Below are 19,082 nucleotides of genomic sequence, written 5' to 3'. Positions count from 1 at the left end.
AGTCCTGCATGGCAGCGCAAGAGTACGACTACATCATCATTGGCGCAGGGTCGGCGGGCAATGTGCTCGCCGCGCGCCTCACCGAAGACCGCGACGCGACGGTGCTGCTGCTGGAAGCGGGCGGCCCCGATTACCGCTTCGATTTCCGCACGCAGATGCCCGCGGCGCTCGCGTACCCGTTGCAAGGGCGCCGCTACAACTGGGCCTATGAAACCGACCCCGAGCCGCACATGAACAACCGGCGCATGGAATGCGGGCGCGGCAAGGGGCTGGGCGGCTCGTCGCTCATCAACGGCATGTGCTACATACGCGGCAATGCGCTCGACTACGACGGCTGGGCCGAGCGCAAAGGCCTGGAAAACTGGAGCTATCTGGACTGCCTGCCCTATTTCCGCAAGGCCGAAACGCGCGACGTCGGCGCGAACGATTATCACGGCGGCGAAGGTCCCGTTCACGTGACAACGAGCAAGCCGGGCGTGAATCCGCTCTTCGAAGCGATGATCGAAGCCGGCGTGCAGGCAGGCTACGCCCGCACCGACGACCTCAACGGCTACCGCCAGGAAGGCTTCGGGCCGATGGATCGCACCGTGACCGCCAAAGGCCGGCGCGCGAGCACCGCGCGCGGCTATCTGGATCAGGCAAAGCATCGGCCGAACATCGACATCGTCACGCATGCCGTGACGGACCGCATTCTGTTCAGCGGCAAGCGGGCGTGCGGCGTTGTCTTTCTCGATGGGCCCGCGCGCGTGACGCGCTATGCGCGCCGCGAAGTGCTGCTGTGCGCGGGCGCGATCGCCTCGCCGCAAATTCTGCAGCGTTCGGGCGTCGGTCCTGGCGCATGGCTGCGCGAACTCGACATCCCCGTTGTGCTCGATCTGCCGGGCGTGGGTCAGAATCTTCAGGACCACCTGGAAATGTACATGCAGTACGAGTGCAAGGAGCCAGTCTCGCTCTATCCTGCGCTGCTCATGCGCAATCAACCGGCCATCGGCATTGAATGGATGCTGCGCGGCACCGGTATTGGCGCGAGCAATCATTTCGAGGCGGGCGGCTTTATCCGCACACGCGACGACGATCCGTGGCCGAACCTTCAGTATCATTTTCTGCCGGTTGCGATCAACTACAACGGCAGCAATGCGATCAAGATGCACGGCTTCCAGGCGCACGTGGGCTCGATGCGCTCGCCGAGCCGCGGGCGCGTGAAGCTGCGCTCGCGCGATCCGCGCCAGCATCCGTCGATTCTCTTCAACTACATGGCCGAAGCGCTCGACTGGCGCGAATTCCGCGACGCGATCCGCATCACCCGCGAAATCATTGCGCAGCCTGCGCTCGACCGTTTTCGCGGACGCGAGTTGAACCCCGGCGCGGCGCTCAAGACCGATGCAGAGATCGATGCTTTCGTGCGCAACCGCGCGGAAACCGCCTATCACCCGTCGTGCTCGTGTGCGATGGGTTACGACGATATGGCCGTGGTGGACGGCGAAGGCCGCGTGCATGGCGTTGACGGGCTGCGCGTCGTGGATGCGTCGATCATGCCGCGCATTACCACCGGCAACCTCAACGCACCGACGATCATGATCGCGGAGAAGATTGCGGACCGGATTCGCGGGCGTGACGCGCTGGCGCGTTCGCATGCGCCGTATTTCGTGGCGAACGGGGCGCCGGCTCGGGGTGCGGGAATGTCCGCCTCGAATGGCGCGGCGCGTACGGAAAAAGTACGCGCAGTGACGCTTTAAGACACGCTTATCGGCCAGAGGCGGCGCGCGGGGATCTGCGCGCCGCCTTTTTTGTTGCCTTCAGACCGTGTGCGCGCAAGGCAACAAAAAAGCGGCACCACACGGGCAACTAGCCCGCATGATGCCGCCAACACTGAAGCCAATTACTGAAGCCAACTCAGACCGAAGCGGCCAGCCAATGCGAAACCGCGATCGTCAGCGCCGCCGCAACGAGCGCGCCGTAAGGCGCGAGATTCAACCACCGGCTGCGCGCCGGCACGCTCACTTCCATATCGAGCGCACTGCCGGCCGGAAACCGCCCGCGATCCTGCCAGTAATGCCGGAATGCAAACACCGGCACGATCAGCAGCATCGCAATGAGGCCATCGCGCAGCGTGCCCTCTCCTTGCAGATTGGCGCCAGCACCGACGAACACGAGGTTCGCATACCCGCACAGCGCACCCAGCGCGAGCAGCCACGTCGGGCAACGAAACGGACGCGCCCACGCGCCACGGTCCATGCGGTGAATCCATCCCGACTGCAAATTCAGGAAAACGAACAACATGTAGCAGACGTTCGAGATCGACAGGACCGTCATATAGTCCGACATCGCGAGCAGGACGAGATTGAAGCCGAGATCGGTCCACATCGCCGCCGTCGGCGCACCATGCTCGTTCACCCGCGAGAGATAGCGCGGCAGCCAGCCATCCACCGAAGCCTGATAGAGCGTGCGCGATGAGCCCATCATCGACGTCATCACGATCAGCAAAATGGACAGCATGAGCATGACCACCACGGCGTTGCCCACCCAGGCGCCGCCGCCCACCATTGCGGCCATGGCGGTGCCCACGCCCGTGCCGTCGCCGATGCGCGGATCGAGCATCATCGCGGTGCCGAGCGACCCCTGAAACGCGAGCGGCACGAGCGTCATGACAACGAGGCAAAGCGCGCCCGACCAGAAAATCGCCCTCGCCGTATCGCGCCGTGGGTCACGAAACTCGCGTGTATAGCACACTGCCGTTTCAAAACCGTATGACGCCCATCCCGCCATGAACATCGCGCCCAGCGCCATGACCACGCCCTGCCCGTTCCATGCGCCGAAAACCGACGCCGTCAGATTGCCATGCGCATCGTGCCCGAGCGGCAGCAGCGGAAACAGATGTTTTGCAGGCACGTCACCCGTGACGAACGGCACGAGTCCGACGATCAAAAGCGGCGTGAGCGAAGCAATGCCCAGAATCTTCTGCGTTTTCGCGGCCTTGGAAGCGCCGCTATGCTGAAGCCGGAAGGTGATGAGCAGGAACGCCGCTGCGATCAGGAAGGTGGCGTTGATGCGCAGGGTGAGACCCGGTTTGATGAAGTCGAGGTTCGCGAGCGTCCAGTGCCACTGCATGATGGCCGCCTCGGGCGCAAACAGCGTGGCGAGCGCGTAGTTCGCGGCGAGTCCGCAGCCCAGCGCGAGCATGGGCGACCACGCGAGCCAGTTACACCACACGGAAACCGGCGCGATCATCTTGCTGTAGCGCACCCAGCCAATTGCTCCGTACACCGAAGCACCGCCCGATTTATGCGGAAAGAGCCCTGAAATCTCGGCGTACGTGGCGCTTTGCACGAGGCCCATCGTGATCGACGCGATCCAGATGGCCCAGGCTGGCTGGCCGATCGTCGCGCATACGCCGCCAATCGTGAACAGCACGCCCGCGGGCACGCCGCTCGTCACCCAGAACGCATCTTTCCATGTAAGGCCGCGCTGCAGCGCATGGCCATGACCGCCTCGTGCGGCGCTCTCCTCGGCGCCGTGCGTCCCAATTCCCGCTTGCTCCATCTGCCTCCTCCTCTTTTGAACGCTAATCAACCAAAATTGCCGCGCAAATAGGGATGTACCGCAGGGTGGTCCGCGGCTTTCACCGCGGACCAGGGCACGTCAATGCACGCCCAGCGAGGCGCGCACGGCAGGCAGGCCCGGCTTGCCGTCCAGCGTGGTCACGCCGGCGAGCCAGTTGTCGAGCACCTGCGGATTGCCGCGCAGCCAGTCGGCGGCGGCCTTGTTGGGGTCTTCCTTGTTGGCGATCGGCACCATCAAATGGTTCTCGATGGCGGTCGTGAACTGCAGATTGGAGACGAACTTCGCCACGTTCGGGCAGCGCGCCGCATAGTCGGGCGGTTCGGCGGTCAGCACGCGCGCCGCGCCGTAATTGGGCCCGAACACGTCGTCGCCGCCAGAGAGATAGTCGATCTTCATCTGCACGTTCATCGGATGCGGCTCCCAGCCGAGGAACACGATCCATTGCTTCTCGCGCACGGCGCGGTTCACCTGCACGAGCATGCCCGCTTCGCTCGACTCGACGAGCTTGAATTTGCCGAGTCCGTACTGGTTTGCGCCGATCATCTTCTGGATCAGCGCGTTGCCGTCGTTGCCGGGTTCGATGCCGTAAATGCGCCCTTGCAGTTTGTCCGCGAATTTCGCAATGTCCTGGAACGATTTCAGGCCGCCCTGGTAGACATAATCGGGCACGGCGAGCGTGTATTTCGCGCCCGTGAGATTCGGCGTCGAGAGGACCTTGATCGAGCCCGCTTTCGTAAAGGGCTCGATGATCGGGTCCATGGTCGGCGACCAGTAGCCGAGAAATACGTCGATCTGCTTGCTCTTGAGCCCGGCGAACGTGATCGGCACCGAGGCGATCGTTTTCGTCGGCGTATAGCCCAGCGCCCCGAGAATCGTCGATGCAACGCCCGTGGTCGCCGCGATATCGGTCCAGCCCACGTCGGCGAAACGCACGTCCTTGCATGCGGCGGGATCGGCCGCGAAGGCGCTGGCGCTGAGGACTGCGGCGCACGCGAGCGCGCCTGTCTTAAGCAGGGGGAATCGGCACATCGTCATCTCCTCGAGGAATCGAACTGCGTCGCTGGGTCATGAAGTCTCATGACACATAGTTGTCCGGCAAAAAGCGGACTAACGTAGCAATTGCGACGAGCAATTGCGCAGAAGCGACAAGCGATTCCAGCGGAGCCCGCTGAACAGCAGCTTTAAGTTAATTGAACGATCAATATACGAACTTAGGCTGCATTCCTTTCATTTTAAAAACGTAAGGCTTTACATGCGCCGCGCGGCATCAGCCTTGCACGCGGGGCGTTTGCCAGACAGGGTCGCGCGCGAATTCGACGAAGGATTTCAGGTAATCGACCACGGCGTCGCCCTCCCGCGTGCCGAGAAAGATCTGCTTCGCAATGCCCTGCTTGCCGAGCTTCACGATCGCAAGCGGCATGCGGTCTGCGTACTCTTCCGCGAGCCAGCGCGGCAACGCGGCCACGCCGCGATGGCTCGCGACCATCTGCAGCATGATGTCGGTCGTTTCGATCGTCTTGTGACGGCGCGGCGTGATGCTCGCGGGCCGCAGAAACTGGTTGTAGATATCGAGCCGGTCGGTATCCACGGGATACGTGATGAGCGTTTCGTCGATCAGCTGCTCGGGCTTCACATAGCGCACGTTCGCGAGCCGATGGTCTTCGGCGACCACCAGCACCTGTTCGTAGTCGAATACCGGATCGAAACGCAGTCCGGGCCGGATGAGCGGATCGGGCGTGACGAGCACGTCAATGTCATAGCCGATCAACGCGCCGATGCCGCCAAACTGAAAACGCTGCTTCACGTCCACGTCGACATCGGGCCAGCGTGCCAGATACGGCGACACCACCTTGAGCAGCCACTGATAGCACGGCGCGCATTCCATGCCGATGCGCAGCGTGCCGCGCTCGCCCGCCGCGTACTGCTTCATGCGTTCTTCCGCGAGTTCGAACTGGGGCAAAAGCCGTTCGGCCAATGACAGCAGGTACTGCCCGGCCTGCGTCAGCCGCAGGCTGCGGCCCTCACGGTCCCAGATCGGGGTGCCGAGCTGCTGCTCGATTTTCTTGACCGTGTGGCTTAGGGCCGACTGCGTGAGAAAAAGCGACTCCGCGGCTGCGGTAAGCGAGCCCTGGCGGGCAACTTCGCGGACGATGACAAGATGAACACGTTCGAGCATGGAAATAACAGATGAATAAAACTAATGGATGGATGAAATAATGCCATTTTTATTCATCATCGAATACCTCTATGATCGCTGCCACTCTGGATCGTTTTCAGCACCTTCATTTCGGACGGCAACGCACATGGTCACCACGCACAATCTCGGCTTCCCGCGCATCGGCGCGAAACGCGAGCTCAAATTCGGTCTGGAACGCTACTGGAAAGGCGAATCTTCACGCGACGAACTGAAGGCGCTTGGCGTGCAACTGCGCGCACGGCATTGGGAAAACCAGAAGGGTCTCGACTTCGTGCCCGCCGGCGACTTTGCGTTCTACGACCAGGTGCTCGACATGAGCTTCACGCTCGGCAACCTGCCCGGGCGCGCGCAGGGCTTCCATGGCGACAAGCTCGACAACTACTTTCGCGTGGCGCGCGGCCGCTCGGCCCATGGCGCCGAGGACCATGCCGCTTGCTGCGGCGGCGTTGCGGCCGGCGAAATGACGAAGTGGTTCGACACGAACTATCACTACATCGTCCCCGAATTCACGGCCGATACGCAATTCAACCTCGACACGTCGCGTCTTTCCGAACAGCTGCGCGAAGCGCGCGAACTGGGCGTGAAGGCCAAGCCCGTGATCATCGGGCCGCTCACTTACCTGTGGCTCGGCAAGGCCAAGGACGACTCCGACAAGCTTGCACTGCTGCCACGCCTCATGCCCGTGTATCGCGCGCTGCTCGACTACTTCCGCGTGATGGACGTCGAGTGGGTGCAGATCGACGAGCCGATACTCGTGACCGAACTCGATCCGGCATGGCGCGCGGCATTTGCGACAGCCTATGAAGGGTTCGAGCTGCGCAGCGTCAAGCTGTTGCTGGCCACGTACTTCGGAGAACTACAGGAAAATCTAGACCTCGCGTGCTCACTGCCCGTCGACGGCCTGCATGTCGACGCGATCAACGCCCGCACGGAAGTCGCGCTGGCCGCGCAAAAGCTGCCTGCGCAGAGCGTGCTTTCGGTGGGCGCGATCAACGGCCGCAACATCTGGAAGACCGACCTGAACGCGGCGCTCGAATGGCTCGAACCGCTCGTGAAGCAATTGGGCGAGCGCCTCTGGATCGCGCCTTCGTGCTCGCTGCTGCACGTGCCGGTCGATCTCGCGAGCGAAGAAAAGCTCGATGCTGAAATCCGTTCGTGGCTCGCCTTCGCGCTGCAAAAGCTCGACGAAGTAAAGGTGCTCGCCACGGCGCTGAAGGGTGGCCGCGACAAGGTCGCCGCCGAACTCGCCGCGAACGCCGCCGCCGTACAAGCGCGCCGCCAGTCGCCGCGCGTGAACAACCCCGCGGTGAAGGCCGCGATCGCGCGCATCGACGCGCAACTCGGCAATCGCCAGCACGCTTACGCCGAGCGCGCCGCGAAACAGGCCGCACGCCTGAAGCTGCCCGCCTTCCCGACCACGACGATCGGCTCGTTCCCGCAAACGGCGGAGATCCGCCAGGCGCGCAGCCAGTTCAAAAGCGGCGCGCTCGACAACGTGGGCTACGAGGCCGCCATGCGCGCCGAAATCGAACGCAGCGTGCGCGAGCAGGAGCAACTGGGCCTCGACGTGCTCGTGCACGGCGAAGCCGAGCGCAACGACATGGTCGAATACTTCGGCGAGCAGCTAGACGGCTACGCGTTCAGCCAGTTCGGCTGGGTACAGTCGTACGGCTCGCGCTGCGTGAAACCGCCCATTCTGTTCGGCGATATCAGCCGCCCGAAGGCAATGACCGTGGAATGGATCACCTATGCGCAATCGCTCACGAACAAGCCCATGAAGGGCATGCTTACGGGCCCGGTGACGATTCTCAACTGGTCCTTCGTGCGTGACGACCAGCCGCGTTCGGTCTCGTGCTACCAGCTCGCGCTCGCCATTCGCGAAGAAGTGCTCGACCTGGAGAAGGCCGGCGTGGGCGTGATCCAGATCGACGAAGCCGCGCTGCGCGAAGGTTTGCCGCTGCGCCGCGCACAGTGGGGCGAGTATCTGCGCTGGGCCGTGGAATCGTTCCGCATCACCGCGAACGGCGTGGAAGACGAAACGCAGATCCACACGCATATGTGCTATTCGGAGTTCAACGACATCATCGCGTCGATCGCCGATATGGATGCGGACGTCATTACGATCGAGACGTCGCGCTCGGATAGGGAACTGCTCGACGCGTTCGACAACTTCAAGTATCCGAACGAAATCGGACCGGGTGTGTACGACATTCACTCGCCGAATATCCCGACCGAAGCGCACATCGTGCAACTGATGCAGAAGGCCGCCGAGCGTATTCCGGCTGGGCGTCTGTGGGTCAATCCGGACTGCGGGTTGAAGACGCGACAGTGGGCGGAGGTCGTTCCTGCGCTGACCAACATGGTTGCTGCCGCCAAGGCGCTGCGCAGTCAGGTGCAATAAGTTTGCCAAAATGCGCCCCGGGCCGGTCTCGGGGCGCGTCCTGATCAAGTTGCTCGCGCAACCGTTACCTTAGCTCCCGCCGCAATATCTTCCCCGTAGCCGTCTTCGGCAACTCGTCGCGGAACTCGACGATGCGCGGATACTTGTACGCCGCCATGCGCGCCTTGCAGAACGCAATCAACTCCGCCGCATCGGCCACTGCGCCCGCACGCAGGCTCACCACGGCCTTCACGGTTTCGCCGCGATAGGGATCGGGCACGCCCACCACGGCCGCTTCGCGCACCGCAGGATGGCCGTAAAGCACGTCTTCCACTTCGCGTGGCCAAACCTTGAAGCCGGCCGCGTTGATCATGTCCTTCTTGCGGTCGACGAGATAGAACCAGCCCGCTTCGTCCATGAAGCCGACGTCGCCGGTATGGAACCAGCCACCGCGAAACACATGGGCCGTCTCTGCCGCGTTGTTCCAGTACCCGGGCACGACCATCGGTCCACGGCAGACGATCTCGCCCGTTTCACCGGCCGCGAGCACCTGTCCGTCGTCGCCGACGATCGCCGCTTCGGCGCCCGGCACCGGCACGCCCATGGCGAGCGCGCCGCTGCGCGGATCGACGGGCGCCATCTTTCCGAGCGGCACCATGTGCGTGGGCGAATTCGTTTCGGTGAGCCCGTAGGCGCCGTGGATCACGTGGCCGAACTTCGCGCGGAACGCCTCCACCACGCTCGGCGCGATGGGAGCGCCGCCCGAATAGATCTTCGTGAGCGTGGCCAGGTTCTCGCGGGTTGCATCGGCGTGATGCAGCAGCGCGATGAACACTGTGATCGCGCCGATGGTGAACTCCGCGCGGTGCTCCTCGACGGCGTCGAGCGTGGCTGCCGGGTCGAAGCGGTGCGTGAGAATGAGCGGTGCGCGCGCAATCCACGCCGCGCCAATATGGCCAACCAGGCCGGTAATGTGAAAGAGCGGCGCGACGCCCAGTATCGGGCCGCCTTCGCGCAGGCCGCAGAAGTCGCGGTAGGTCTGCGCGTTGAACGCGAAATTGCCGTGCGTGCAGATCGCGCCTTTCGGGCGGCCGCTCGTGCCCGAGGTATAGACGAGCATGGCGGGGTCGCTCGCCGCAAGCGTGACTGGCGGCGGCTTGCGCCCTTTCTGCACGGACTGGGCTGCCTGCAAAAGATCGCGTGCCTCCCCGCTCTCTTCGCCGTGTGCACCGAACACGCGTGGATCGTCGCGTGTTTGCAGCGCACGCGCGCGCGTGCTCAGTACACGCGGCGCGGCGTTGCCATCGGCTTCGATGCCCGCTAGCACTTCGCGAACGACATCGCCTTCGAGCGCGGCATCGCAGATCAGCGCGCGCGTTTGCGAATCGTCGAGCAGCAGTTTCAGTTCGCGCGCACGGTTCATCGGATTGACCGGCACCATCACGGCGCCCGCTTTCCAGATGCCGAGCAAGGCCATCACGAACTGCGGCACGTTCTGCAAGTAAAGCGCCACACGATCGCCGCGCTGCACGCCTTCGTCAATCAGTACGCAGGCGATGCGGTCGCTCCACGCGTCGAGCGCCTGCCAGTCGAGCCTGCCGTCGAAGTAAAGCAGCGCGCTTTCGTGCGGCGCGCGAGCGAGCGCCGCCGCGAACATGTCCAGACCGTTCGCATAGTCCTGCTGAGGATTCGCCTGGATACCGGTGTCGTATAGCGTGCGCCAGGGAAAGCTTTCGTAGGCGTTCACGTTGGCCTCCTCAAGCCGCTTCGGCCGGCTGACCCACCGTTTTGCGCGCCATGAACCAGTAGAACAGCGCTGCGCACCCCGCAATCGCACCGCCCATGATGAACGCGAGCGAATACGATCCCGTGCGGTCGACGATAAAGCCCGCCACGACCGGCGAGAACGCGCCGCCGAAATAGCCGCCGAAGTTCTGGATCGAACTCACGGAAGCGACCATCGAAGACGGCGCGATGTCGGCGGCGAGCGCCCACGCGTTGCCGATGGTGGCGGCGATGAACGCGAGCCCCAGCGTCATCAGCGCAACGCTCGCGCCGATCGTGCCCGCGAGCGGCAACGCCGCCGCGCACACGCCCGCGCCAATCGCGCCCACCACGATCAGCAAGCGCTTGGCGACCATGGGCGTTGCCACATGCCGATCTACGAGCTTCTTGGCGATCCAGCCCGCGACGATCTCGCCGGCCGCACCGCCGAACCACGGAATACTTGCGTAGAAGCCCAGTTGTGCGAACGAAATATGAAAGCGATCGAGCAGATAGAGCGGCAGGAACACGAGAAAGATATTCCACAGCCAGATTGCGCAGAAGTAACCGAAAATCATGCCCCACACGCTGCGCGAAGCGAACAGCGCGCGCCAGCGAATGGGCGCGGTCGTGAGCGAACGCTCGTGGCCGCCGCCGCCCGCTTCGATGTAGGCGAACTCCTCGCGCGTGAGCCGCTTGCTCTGCACGGGGTTGCGATAGAGAAACAGAAACAGCACCGCAAAGACAATGCCGATAGCGCCCGTCACGTGAAAAAGCGAGCGCCAGCCGAAGGCAATCATCAGCGCGACCAGCACGGCGGGTGCGAGCGCAGGCCCCCACTTCGACGACGAATCCCAAATGCCGGTGGCAAAGCCGCGCTCCTTGGCGGGAAACCATGCCGCCGTGATCTTCGCGGAGGTCGGCCAGCACGGCGCCTCGCCCACGGCAAGCAGCGCGCGCATGACGATGAGGCCCGAGATCGAGCCGACCACGCCGGTGAGCCACGTCGCCACGCTCCACCAGATCATGCCCACTGCATAGGCGCGCTTCGCGCCGAAGCGGTCGATGATCCAGCCCGCAGGCAATTGCATGACCGCGTAGGTCCAGGCGAACACGGTGCCCAGCAGGCCGATTTGCGTGCGCGTGAGGCCCAGGTCGTGAATCATGCCGGGTGCGGCGATCGCGAGATTCGCGCGATCGAGGTAGTTGATGATGCCGCCGAACAGCAGCCAGATCAGCACGCGCCAGCGAAAGTTCGCGGCGGCGGTGGTTGAGGCTGCCGGCGTGCTGGTGGATGCGGGTGCAACCAGTTTGTCGTCCATCCTGTCTCCTCCTCGTTGGCCTACGTTTTTTTTGCGCGCGCTTTTTGCGCGCGCTCGTGGGACTCAAACCGCGTTCGTGCCCACATCGTGGGACTTTTCGCTGTGGGGGCAACAATACGCGCGAGGGACATTGTGCGCCGGTTGACGCGAATGGAGAACGCCGTTTTGCATAAACCCATGACGTCGATGTGAATACGCGGATCGTTATGGCTCTCGCATGCTCTCTTACCAACCGTTACACAAGCGAAGCAATCGTTTCACCTGAATGGCAAGCGAGTTCATAGAATTCCTCAGACCGTTGAGCAGCAAGGCTGACACGCCAGAACGGTCGCGCACAAAGCCGCACCACATGCCACATGGAATGGCGCGGCACTGCGCGCGTAATCGATACCAACTATGCAGAAAGGAGTTCACATGACTCGCCTCTCGCTTGCCTCGCTCATCGCGGCTTCGGCCGCCAGCCTTTGCGCCGTTTCGCTGAGCGCTCATGCGCAGACCCCCGCGCCTTCCGCGGCTTCTGCCTCCACCTCGGGCGCGGCCGTTCGGCTTCACGAAGCCGACAAGGCCTTCATCGCAGACGGCACGCAAACCGTCGCCACGCAGCGCGACGCCGCGCGCATTGCCGACTCGCGCTCGACCGACCGCGAAGTGAAGGCCTTCGCGGAAAAACTGGTGGCCGACTATTCGAAGCTCTCCGACTCGATGCGCGCGGCGAGCCCGCGCGGCGTTGACGTGCCGCGCAACGACCCGGATGCGGCGGTGATCAGCAGCATCAACAATTTGCGCGGCGCGGATTTCGACAAGACGTATATCGAGCAGGTCGCGCTGGCCGGCCAGCAGAAAACGCTCTCGGCGTTCCAGGCGGAGATCGCCTCGGGCCGCGACGCGGGCCTCAAGAAGGCCGCAACGGAAGGCCTGCCCGTGATCCAGGCCGACTATGCCAAGGCGCAGGAACTTGCCAAGCGCAAGCACCTGGCAGGCTGATGACGATGTGATGCGCAAAGGGGCCGGCCGCTCGCGCGCCGGCCCCTTTGGCGTTTACTCTTCCTTCTTTTCGCTCGCGGCGAGAGCCAGCCGCTCCATGCGTTGATCGGGCACGAGCCAGAGCAACGCCGCAATGAAATAGAAAATCGCGCCAACGCGGGGATAGTCGAGCGCTGCAAGCGCAAACCCGGCCAGATAAATCACTGGCGAAATCTTGCCCTTCACGTCACTGCCCAATGCAATGGCAAGCGGGCTTTGCGTGCCGTGATAGCGCACAAGCGTGAATTGCAGCACGACATAGGCCACCGCGCAGAGCAGCAGGTTCACGCCGTAAAGCGCGGTCGGCCAGCGTCCGAATTCGTTCTCGCCCATCCAGCCCGTGGTGAACGGCAGCAGCGAAAGCCAGAACAGCAGATGCAGGTTGGCCCAGAGCACGGAGCCGTTCACACGGCGCGCCACCTGCAGCATATGGTGATGGTTGTTCCAGTAGATGCCCACGTAGATGAAGCTCAGCACATAGCTCAGATAAACCGGCCAGAGCGGCGCGAGCGCGGCGAGCGTGTCGCCGTGCGGCACCTTGAGTTCCAGCACCATGATCGTGATGATGATGGCGAGCACGCCATCGCTGAATGCTTCGAGTCGATTTTTTTCCATCTGTGGGATCGGTCTGCAAGGGATGTAAGGCAAGCGGCAAGTATGGCCGAAGTCGCGGCGCGACGCCACGTAGCCGCGGGGGCAACACGGTTGCGTATCGTGCGCTGCACATGGCGCGCAAGCGTTCCTGACCTATGATGCCTTTGAGCGCCACGCCCGCCAGAAAGCCAGCCACGGATCATGAACGCCCCGACCTCCGCATCCCGCAACCGCCCCGAGCACCCCAAGCACCCCGAACACGCTGAACGCCCGGACCGCCGCGTGCGCGTCTGGGACCTGCCCACGCGGCTCTTCCACTGGCTGAGCGTCGTGCTCGTGGCCGCCGCTTACGTCACGCAGCGCATGAACTGGATGCAGATGCACGTGCGCCTTGGCGAGACGCTGCTCGCGCTCGTGCTGTTTCGCATTCTGTGGGGGTGCTTCGGCAGCGAGACGGCGCGCTTCTCGCGCTTCGTCGCCTCGCCGCGCAGGGCGATCGAACATCTGCGCCACGTGTTGCGGCACGAGCCCGACGTGCAGGTGGGCCACAACGCGGCGGGCGGCTGGATGGTTCTGCTGCTGCTCGCACTGCTGCTAATCGAAACGCTCACCGGACTCTACGACAACAACGATATCGCCGACGAAGGCCCGCTCAGCGAAATCGTGCCCGCAAAAATCGCCAATGCCATCGCCGGCCTGCACGCGTGGGGCTGGGATCTGCTCGCGGCGGCCGTCGTGCTGCACGTGTGCGCGATTGCCGTCTATGCACTCGTGAAAGGCCACAATCTGATCGGCCCGATGGTAAGCGGTAAAAAGCGCTTGCCCGCCTCGGTGCGTGCGCCCGCGCGCGGATCGCTCTGGCTCGCGGCCTTGCTGATGGGGTTATCGGGCGTCGTGACCGCCCTCCTCGCCGCCTATGTGTGATGCCGCAAATTGATGTGTCAAACCCACGCGAAGCCCGCACAGCGCGTAAAATCAGCGGCTCGTTTTCACTCGACAAGAATGATTGATGGCTACCTACCGCGAATTGCTCGCCCAGAAGCGCGAGCTTGACGAGCGCATCGAAGCGGCGCGCGCCGAAGCGGCCCACGAGGCGCTGGCTACCGTGCGCGCGGCAATCGCCGAATTCGGCTTCACGCCCGACGAGGTGTTCGGCAAGCCGCGCCGCGAAAAAGCCGTGCGCCGCGCGCGCAAGACCGAAGGCAATGAAGGCAATGAAGGCAAAAAGCGCGAGCGCGCCAATCTGGACCTGTTCGGCGACACCGCCGACAACGCCTGACCAACCGCATTCGCGCTTCATACGCAAACAGGGCCGCAAGGGCCCTGTCGCGTGTCGTGCAGCCAGCCATGCCACGCGCCGGCTGGCGCGAGCATGGCGTGAACACCGGGCGCGTTACTGCGCGCCGAGCTTCTTGATCAGCACGTCGAGCTGCACCACTTCCTCTTGCGTGAGGTCGGTGAGCGGCGCGCGCACGGGGCCGGCGTCGTGGCCCACGAGCTTCGCGCCCGCCTTCACGATGCTCACCGCGTAGCCCGCACGGCGATTGCGGATCGCGAGGTACGGCAGGAAGAATTCGTCGATGAGCTTGCCGACCGTCGCGTGGTCGTCGGCGGCAATCGCGCGATAGAACTGCATGGCCGTCTTCGGAATGAAGTTGAACACTGCCGACGAATACACGGGCACGCCCAGCGCCTTGTACGCCGCTGCATAGACCTCGGCCGTGGGCAGGCCGCCCAGGTACGAGAAGCGGTCGCCCAGACGCCGGCGGATCGTCACCATCGCCTCGATTTCGCCCACGCCGTCCTTGAAGCCGATCAGGTTCGGGCAGCGATCGGCGAGTTGCTCGAGCATGTCCGCGTTCAGCTTCGAATTGGCGCGGTTGTAAATGATGACGCCCATGTTCGGCACGGCCTTGCAGACCTGCTCGGCGTGCGCGGCAATGCCTTCCTGCGAGGCTTCCGTGAGGTAGTGCGGCATCAGCAGAATGCCCTGCGCGCCGTTGCGCTCGGCTTCCTGCGCATATTCGATCGCCACGCGCGTCGCGCCGCCCGCGCCCGCGAGAATCGGCACCTTGCCCTTGCAGGTTTCGGTGGCCGTCTTGATGACCTGCGAGTATTCGCTCTTCGTGAGCGAGAAGAATTCGCCCGTGCCGCCCGCCGCGAACAGCGCGCTCGCGCCATACGGGGCCAGCCATTCAAGGCGCTCGGCGTACGTGTTCGCGCGGAAGTTGCCTTGCGCGTCGAAGTCGGTCACGGGGAACGAAAGCAGGCCTTCGGAGACGATTTGCTTGAGTTCTTGCGGCGTGGTCATGGTCTTGATCCTGTTGCGAAGTCAGTAAAGGTGTTCAGTCGAAGGTGGCGTTCAGCGCACGAGGCACGGACGCTTGTTGTCGAATTTCCAGTTGGGAACGAGGTATTGCATGGCGATCGCGTCGTCGCGCGCGCCGAGGCCGTGCTCCTGGTAGAGCGCGTGCGCCTTTTCCAGCTCGTCCATGTCGATCTCGATGCCAAGGCCCGGCTTTTGCGGCACCTGCACCTTGCCGCCCACGATCTGCAGCGGCTCGCGCGTGAGGCGCTGGCCGTCCTGCCAGATCCAGTGCGTGTCGATCGCGGTGATCTTGCCAGGCGCGGCAGCCGCCGCGTGCGTGAACATGGCGAGCGAAATGTCGAAGTGGTTGTTCGAGTGCGAGCCCCACGTGAGGCCCCAGTCGTTGCACATCTGCGCTACGCGCACCGAGCCCTGCATGGTCCAGAAGTGCGGGTCGGCAAGCGGAATGTCCACCGATTGCAGTTGAATGGCGTGGCCCATCTGGCGCCAGTCGGTCGCGATCATGTTGGTGGCCGTGGGCAGGCCCGTGGCGCGGCGGAACTCGGCCATCACTTCGCGGCCCGAATAGCCGTTTTCCGCGCCGCAGGGGTCTTCGGCGTAGGCGAGCACGTCGTGCTTGTCGCGGCACAGGCGGATCGCTTCCGCGAGCGACCACGCGCCGTTCGGGTCGAGCGTCACGCGCGCTTCGGGAAAGCGCTCGGCCAGCGCCGTGACCGCTTCCATTTCCGCGTCGCCCGCCAGCACGCCGCCCTTGAGCTTGAAGTCGTTGAAGCCGTAACGCGCCTTCGCGGCTTCCGCCAGGCGCACGACCGCGTCCGGCGTCATCGCTTCTTCGGTGCGCACGCGCTCCCAGTCGTCGCGGCCATCGGCGCCGCTCGCGTACTCGAGATCGGTCTTGTTGCGATCGCCAATGAAGAACAGGTAGCCGAGCATCTCCACTTCGGAGCGCTGCTGCCCTTCGCCGAGCAGCGCGGCAACGGGCACGTTCAGATGCTGGCCGAGCAGGTCGAGCAGCGCGGCTTCGAGCGCGGTGACGGCGTGAATCGTGGTGCGCAGGTCGAAGGTCTGCAGGCCGCGGCCGCCCGAGTCGCGGTCGGCGAACTGCTTGCGCACGGTGTTGAGCACCGATTGCATATTGCCGATGGACTGGCCGACCACGAACGCGCGCGCGTCTTCGAGCGTCTTGCGGATCGCCTCGCCGCCCGGCACTTCACCGATGCCGGTATGGCCCGCGCTGTCGCGCAGCAGCACGACGTTGCGCGTGAAGAACGGACCGTGCGCGCCGGAGAGGTTCAGCAGCATGCTGTCGCGGCCCGCCACGGGCACGACGCGCAGCTCGGTCACAACGGGCGTGGCGTTCGGTTGAACGGTTTGTGTAGACATGAACGGATTACCTGTAAAAGTGCGGCGCGCTGCGCCCTGACAATCGAAACTTGGGGTTGAACCGATTAAGCGCTCGCGGCGACGATCTCCACCCAGTTCGCACCGTTGCCGCCCTCGCCGCGCGAGAGGGGTGTGAGTGCGCCGGTGGTTGCATCGACTGCATAGACCGAGACGTGCTGCGATTTTTCTCCGCACGCCACGAGAAAGCGGCCCGTGGGATCGATGCGAAAACCGCGCGGCTGCGTTTCGGTCGCAGTCGCGCCCACGTATTCGAGCGCGCCATCATGAGCCACGCGCAGCGTGAGAATCTGGCTCGTCGTGCGCTCGGACACGTAGACGAAGCGCCCATCGGGCGAAACATGGATATCGGCGGCCCAAACGTTCTTCGCGAGCACCGCCGGGTCGGGCTGCACGGGGTCCGTGGGGCTCGGGCGCGCGAAGCCGTCGTTCAGATGCGCGAGGGCGGCGGCGCGCGGCGAAACGTGCTGCGCGGTGAGCTTGCCGCTGGCGGCGTCGCGCGCGAATACCGCCACCGTCGCGCGGAATTCGCTCAGCACATACAGCACGTCGCCGCCTGGCGAAAAGCGCAGGTGCCGCGGACCAAAGCCCGCACCGAGATCGACCGCGCCGATTTCGACGAGTCGTCCTTCGTCTTCCAGCGCGAAGGCGAACACGCGGTCGCTGCCGAGCGACGACGCGTACGCGAAGCGCCCATCGGCGGAAACGATCACCGCGTGCGCGTGCTCGATGTCGCCGATCACCTGGAGCGGCGCGCCCTGCCCGTTCTCGAGCGCGTTCGCGCCATACAGGCTCACGCGATGCTCGCCGTACGAAGCGCCGAGCAGGAAACGCCCTTGCGGCTCGGCGCACAGATACGCGAGGCTCGATTCGATCGGCGTCTGCACACGCGGTGTGATGCTGCCGGTCTGCGCGTCGATGGCATAGTCGTTGATGCGCTTGTCCGCGCCGCGCGTGGCCGCATAGAGGCGGCGGCGATCGGGCGAAAGCGCCATCGGCATCACGTTGTCCTGCGCGGCCACGCGCGCTTGCGACGTGAGCGCGCCATTACGCGCGTCGAGATGAAACACGCCAATGTCGCCGTCTTTCGAATTCGCGACGTAGACGAAGAAGCGGTCGGGGTTCGGCTGGTTCATGGTGTGTGTGTCCTTCTCGATTAATGGTTGCGCTCGGGTTCAGTGCGCGCCGCTGTGCACGGAATCGTCCGCAAACGTGCGGCGCGACGGCTTGTTGCGGGCAAGGAACGCGGCGGCGGCGGCAATGAGCGACGTCACGCCCAGGCCGTAGAGACCGCCCGTAATCGAGCCCGTATGCTGCTGAAGATAGCCGAAGGTGGCCGGCGCGAAGAAGCCGCCCAGGTTGCCGAGCGAATTGATCAGCGCGATCACGCCGGCGGCCACACGGGTGTCGAGATAGCCTTGCGGCATGGGCCAGAACAGCGACGAAGCCGCCTTGAAGCCGATAGCCGAGAAGCAGATCGCCACGAACGAGAACACCGGGTCCGCCGAAGTCGAAGCGAACAGGCCGCAGGCCGCGATCACGAGCGCGATGGCGAGCCACGCCTGCTGGAAGCGGTACTTCGCCGAGAGCAGCGCGAAACCGTACATCGCGACGATAGCGATCATCCACGGAATGGCGTTGTAGAGGCCCACCTGGAAGTCGCTCAAGCCGCCCATCTTGCGGATGATCGTGGGCAGCCAGAACGTGGCCGCGTAAATGGTGAGCTGAATGGCGAAATAGAGGAAGCAGAACAGCACGATCTGCGGGTCCTTCAAGAGACGCAGCACCGGCACGTGCGCGCCCGTTGCGGCTTCGCGCTCGGCCTGCTCGCGCGCCAGATACGTTTCGAGCGCGCCCTGCTCGTCGTTCGTGAGCCAGTGCGCGTCGCGAATGCGCGACTTGAGGAACACCCAGCTCACGCCGCACAGCACGATGGAAAAGCCGCCTTCGATCAGGAACATCCACTGCCAGCCCGCCAGACCCAGGCCGCGCACCGAAAGCAACGCGCCCGTGATCGGGCCCGAGAGCACCGAGGCGAACGCCGAGCCCGCGAGAAACACCGCCGCCGCCTTGCCGCGCTCCTTCTGCGGCAGCCACTGCGCGAAGTAATAGATCACGCCGGGAAAGAAGCCTGCTTCGGCAACGCCCAGCAGGAAACGCAGCACGTAGAACGAGGTGTCGTTGTGCACGAACGCCATGGCGGCCGCCACGACGCCCCACGTGCCCATGATGCGCGTGAGCCAGGCGCGTGCGCCATACTTTTGCATGAGGATGTTGGACGGCACCTCGAAGATCGCGTAACCCACGAAGAACAGCCCCGCGCCGAACCCGTACGCCGCCGCCGAAAGACCGATATCGGCCTTCATGTGCGCGCCGGCGAAGCCGACGTTCACACGGTCGATATAGTTGGCGATGAACATGATGAGGAACAGCGGGAGCACGTGCCGCAGGACCTTGGCGCTAGCCGACTCCAGCAGGTCCTCATAACGGTTGGCAGGGGCGGACATCGGG

Annotated in this window: 15 protein-coding genes; 5 read left to right on the top strand and 10 right to left on the bottom strand. The window is 64.2% G+C overall.

Annotation, left to right across the window (positions count from 1 at the left end; all coding sequences use genetic code 11):
• Positions 1–8 precede the first annotated feature (8 nt).
• Positions 9–1,736 carry a choline dehydrogenase gene (gene betA / locus U5A52_RS29435; RefSeq protein ID WP_321937191.1) on the top strand — a complete coding sequence of 576 codons (1,728 nt, stop codon included), beginning with the start codon at positions 9–11 and terminating at the stop codon, positions 1,734–1,736.
• Positions 1,737–1,893: 157 nt separating this feature from the next.
• On the opposite strand, the gene U5A52_RS29430 is transcribed toward betA, so the two are convergent.
• From U5A52_RS29430 to U5A52_RS29420, 3 genes are all read right to left on the bottom strand, one after another.
• Positions 1,894–3,540 carry an APC family permease gene (locus U5A52_RS29430; RefSeq protein ID WP_415774071.1) on the bottom strand — a complete coding sequence of 549 codons (1,647 nt, stop codon included), beginning with the start codon at positions 3,538–3,540 and terminating at the stop codon, positions 1,894–1,896.
• 99 nt (positions 3,541–3,639) lie between these two features.
• A complete protein-coding gene (locus U5A52_RS29425) occupies positions 3,640–4,590 on the bottom strand; it encodes a choline ABC transporter substrate-binding protein (protein WP_321915410.1) in 951 nt (316 codons plus the stop codon).
• A 238-nt stretch (positions 4,591–4,828) separates the two neighbouring features.
• A complete protein-coding gene (locus U5A52_RS29420) occupies positions 4,829–5,737 on the bottom strand; it encodes a LysR family transcriptional regulator (protein ID WP_321915411.1) in 909 nt (302 codons plus the stop codon).
• Between the two features lie 127 nt (positions 5,738–5,864).
• On the opposite strand from U5A52_RS29420, the gene metE reads away from it, so the two are divergent.
• Positions 5,865–8,159, top strand: a complete 2,295-nt coding sequence (gene metE / locus U5A52_RS29415) for a 5-methyltetrahydropteroyltriglutamate--homocysteine S-methyltransferase (RefSeq protein WP_321937189.1) — start codon at positions 5,865–5,867, stop codon at positions 8,157–8,159.
• A gap of 64 nt (positions 8,160–8,223) precedes the next feature.
• On the opposite strand, the gene U5A52_RS29410 is transcribed toward metE, so the two are convergent.
• Both U5A52_RS29410 and U5A52_RS29405 read right to left on the bottom strand, forming a co-directional pair.
• Positions 8,224–9,885 (bottom strand): class I adenylate-forming enzyme family protein, encoded by a 1,662-nt coding sequence (locus U5A52_RS29410; RefSeq protein WP_321937187.1) that lies wholly within the window; start codon positions 9,883–9,885, stop codon positions 8,224–8,226.
• A 10-nt stretch (positions 9,886–9,895) separates the two neighbouring features.
• Positions 9,896–11,224, bottom strand: a complete 1,329-nt coding sequence (locus U5A52_RS29405) for an MFS transporter (RefSeq protein WP_321915414.1) — start codon at positions 11,222–11,224, stop codon at positions 9,896–9,898.
• Positions 11,225–11,638: 414 nt separating this feature from the next.
• On the opposite strand from U5A52_RS29405, the gene U5A52_RS29400 reads away from it, so the two are divergent.
• Positions 11,639–12,208 (top strand): DUF4142 domain-containing protein, encoded by a 570-nt coding sequence (locus U5A52_RS29400; RefSeq protein WP_321915415.1) that lies wholly within the window; start codon positions 11,639–11,641, stop codon positions 12,206–12,208.
• Positions 12,209–12,262: 54 nt separating this feature from the next.
• Here the strand turns inward: U5A52_RS29400 and U5A52_RS29395 are convergent, their stop codons facing one another.
• Positions 12,263–12,862 (bottom strand): TMEM175 family protein, encoded by a 600-nt coding sequence (locus U5A52_RS29395; RefSeq protein WP_321915416.1) that lies wholly within the window; start codon positions 12,860–12,862, stop codon positions 12,263–12,265.
• Between the two features lie 180 nt (positions 12,863–13,042).
• Between U5A52_RS29395 and U5A52_RS29390 the strand changes: the two genes are divergently transcribed.
• Both U5A52_RS29390 and U5A52_RS29385 read left to right on the top strand, forming a co-directional pair.
• Positions 13,043–13,765 carry a cytochrome b/b6 domain-containing protein gene (locus U5A52_RS29390; RefSeq protein WP_321937184.1) on the top strand — a complete coding sequence of 241 codons (723 nt, stop codon included), beginning with the start codon at positions 13,043–13,045 and terminating at the stop codon, positions 13,763–13,765.
• 85 nt (positions 13,766–13,850) lie between these two features.
• A complete protein-coding gene (locus U5A52_RS29385) occupies positions 13,851–14,120 on the top strand; it encodes an H-NS family nucleoid-associated regulatory protein (RefSeq protein WP_321937183.1) in 270 nt (89 codons plus the stop codon).
• 114 nt (positions 14,121–14,234) lie between these two features.
• Here the strand turns inward: U5A52_RS29385 and kdgD are convergent, their stop codons facing one another.
• From kdgD to U5A52_RS29365, 4 genes are all read right to left on the bottom strand, one after another.
• Positions 14,235–15,152 (bottom strand): 5-dehydro-4-deoxyglucarate dehydratase, encoded by a 918-nt coding sequence (kdgD, locus tag U5A52_RS29380; RefSeq protein ID WP_321937182.1) that lies wholly within the window; start codon positions 15,150–15,152, stop codon positions 14,235–14,237.
• Positions 15,153–15,203: 51 nt separating this feature from the next.
• Positions 15,204–16,553: a glucarate dehydratase gene (gene gudD / locus U5A52_RS29375; RefSeq protein WP_321937181.1), complete on the bottom strand. Its 1,350-nt coding sequence runs from the start codon at positions 16,551–16,553 to the stop codon at positions 15,204–15,206.
• Positions 16,554–16,618: 65 nt separating this feature from the next.
• Positions 16,619–17,707 (bottom strand): lactonase family protein, encoded by a 1,089-nt coding sequence (locus U5A52_RS29370; RefSeq protein WP_321915421.1) that lies wholly within the window; start codon positions 17,705–17,707, stop codon positions 16,619–16,621.
• 39 nt (positions 17,708–17,746) lie between these two features.
• Positions 17,747–19,078, bottom strand: a complete 1,332-nt coding sequence (locus U5A52_RS29365) for an MFS transporter (RefSeq protein ID WP_321937180.1) — start codon at positions 19,076–19,078, stop codon at positions 17,747–17,749.
• Positions 19,079–19,082 lie beyond the last annotated feature (4 nt).

It is taken from the genome of Paraburkholderia sp. J8-2 (assembly GCF_905220195.1).
Taxonomy (GTDB): Bacteria; Pseudomonadota; Gammaproteobacteria; order Burkholderiales; family Burkholderiaceae; genus Paraburkholderia.
The sequence above is the reverse complement of the archived record's forward strand: the minus strand, read 5'-3'. Positions and strand labels throughout refer to the sequence as shown.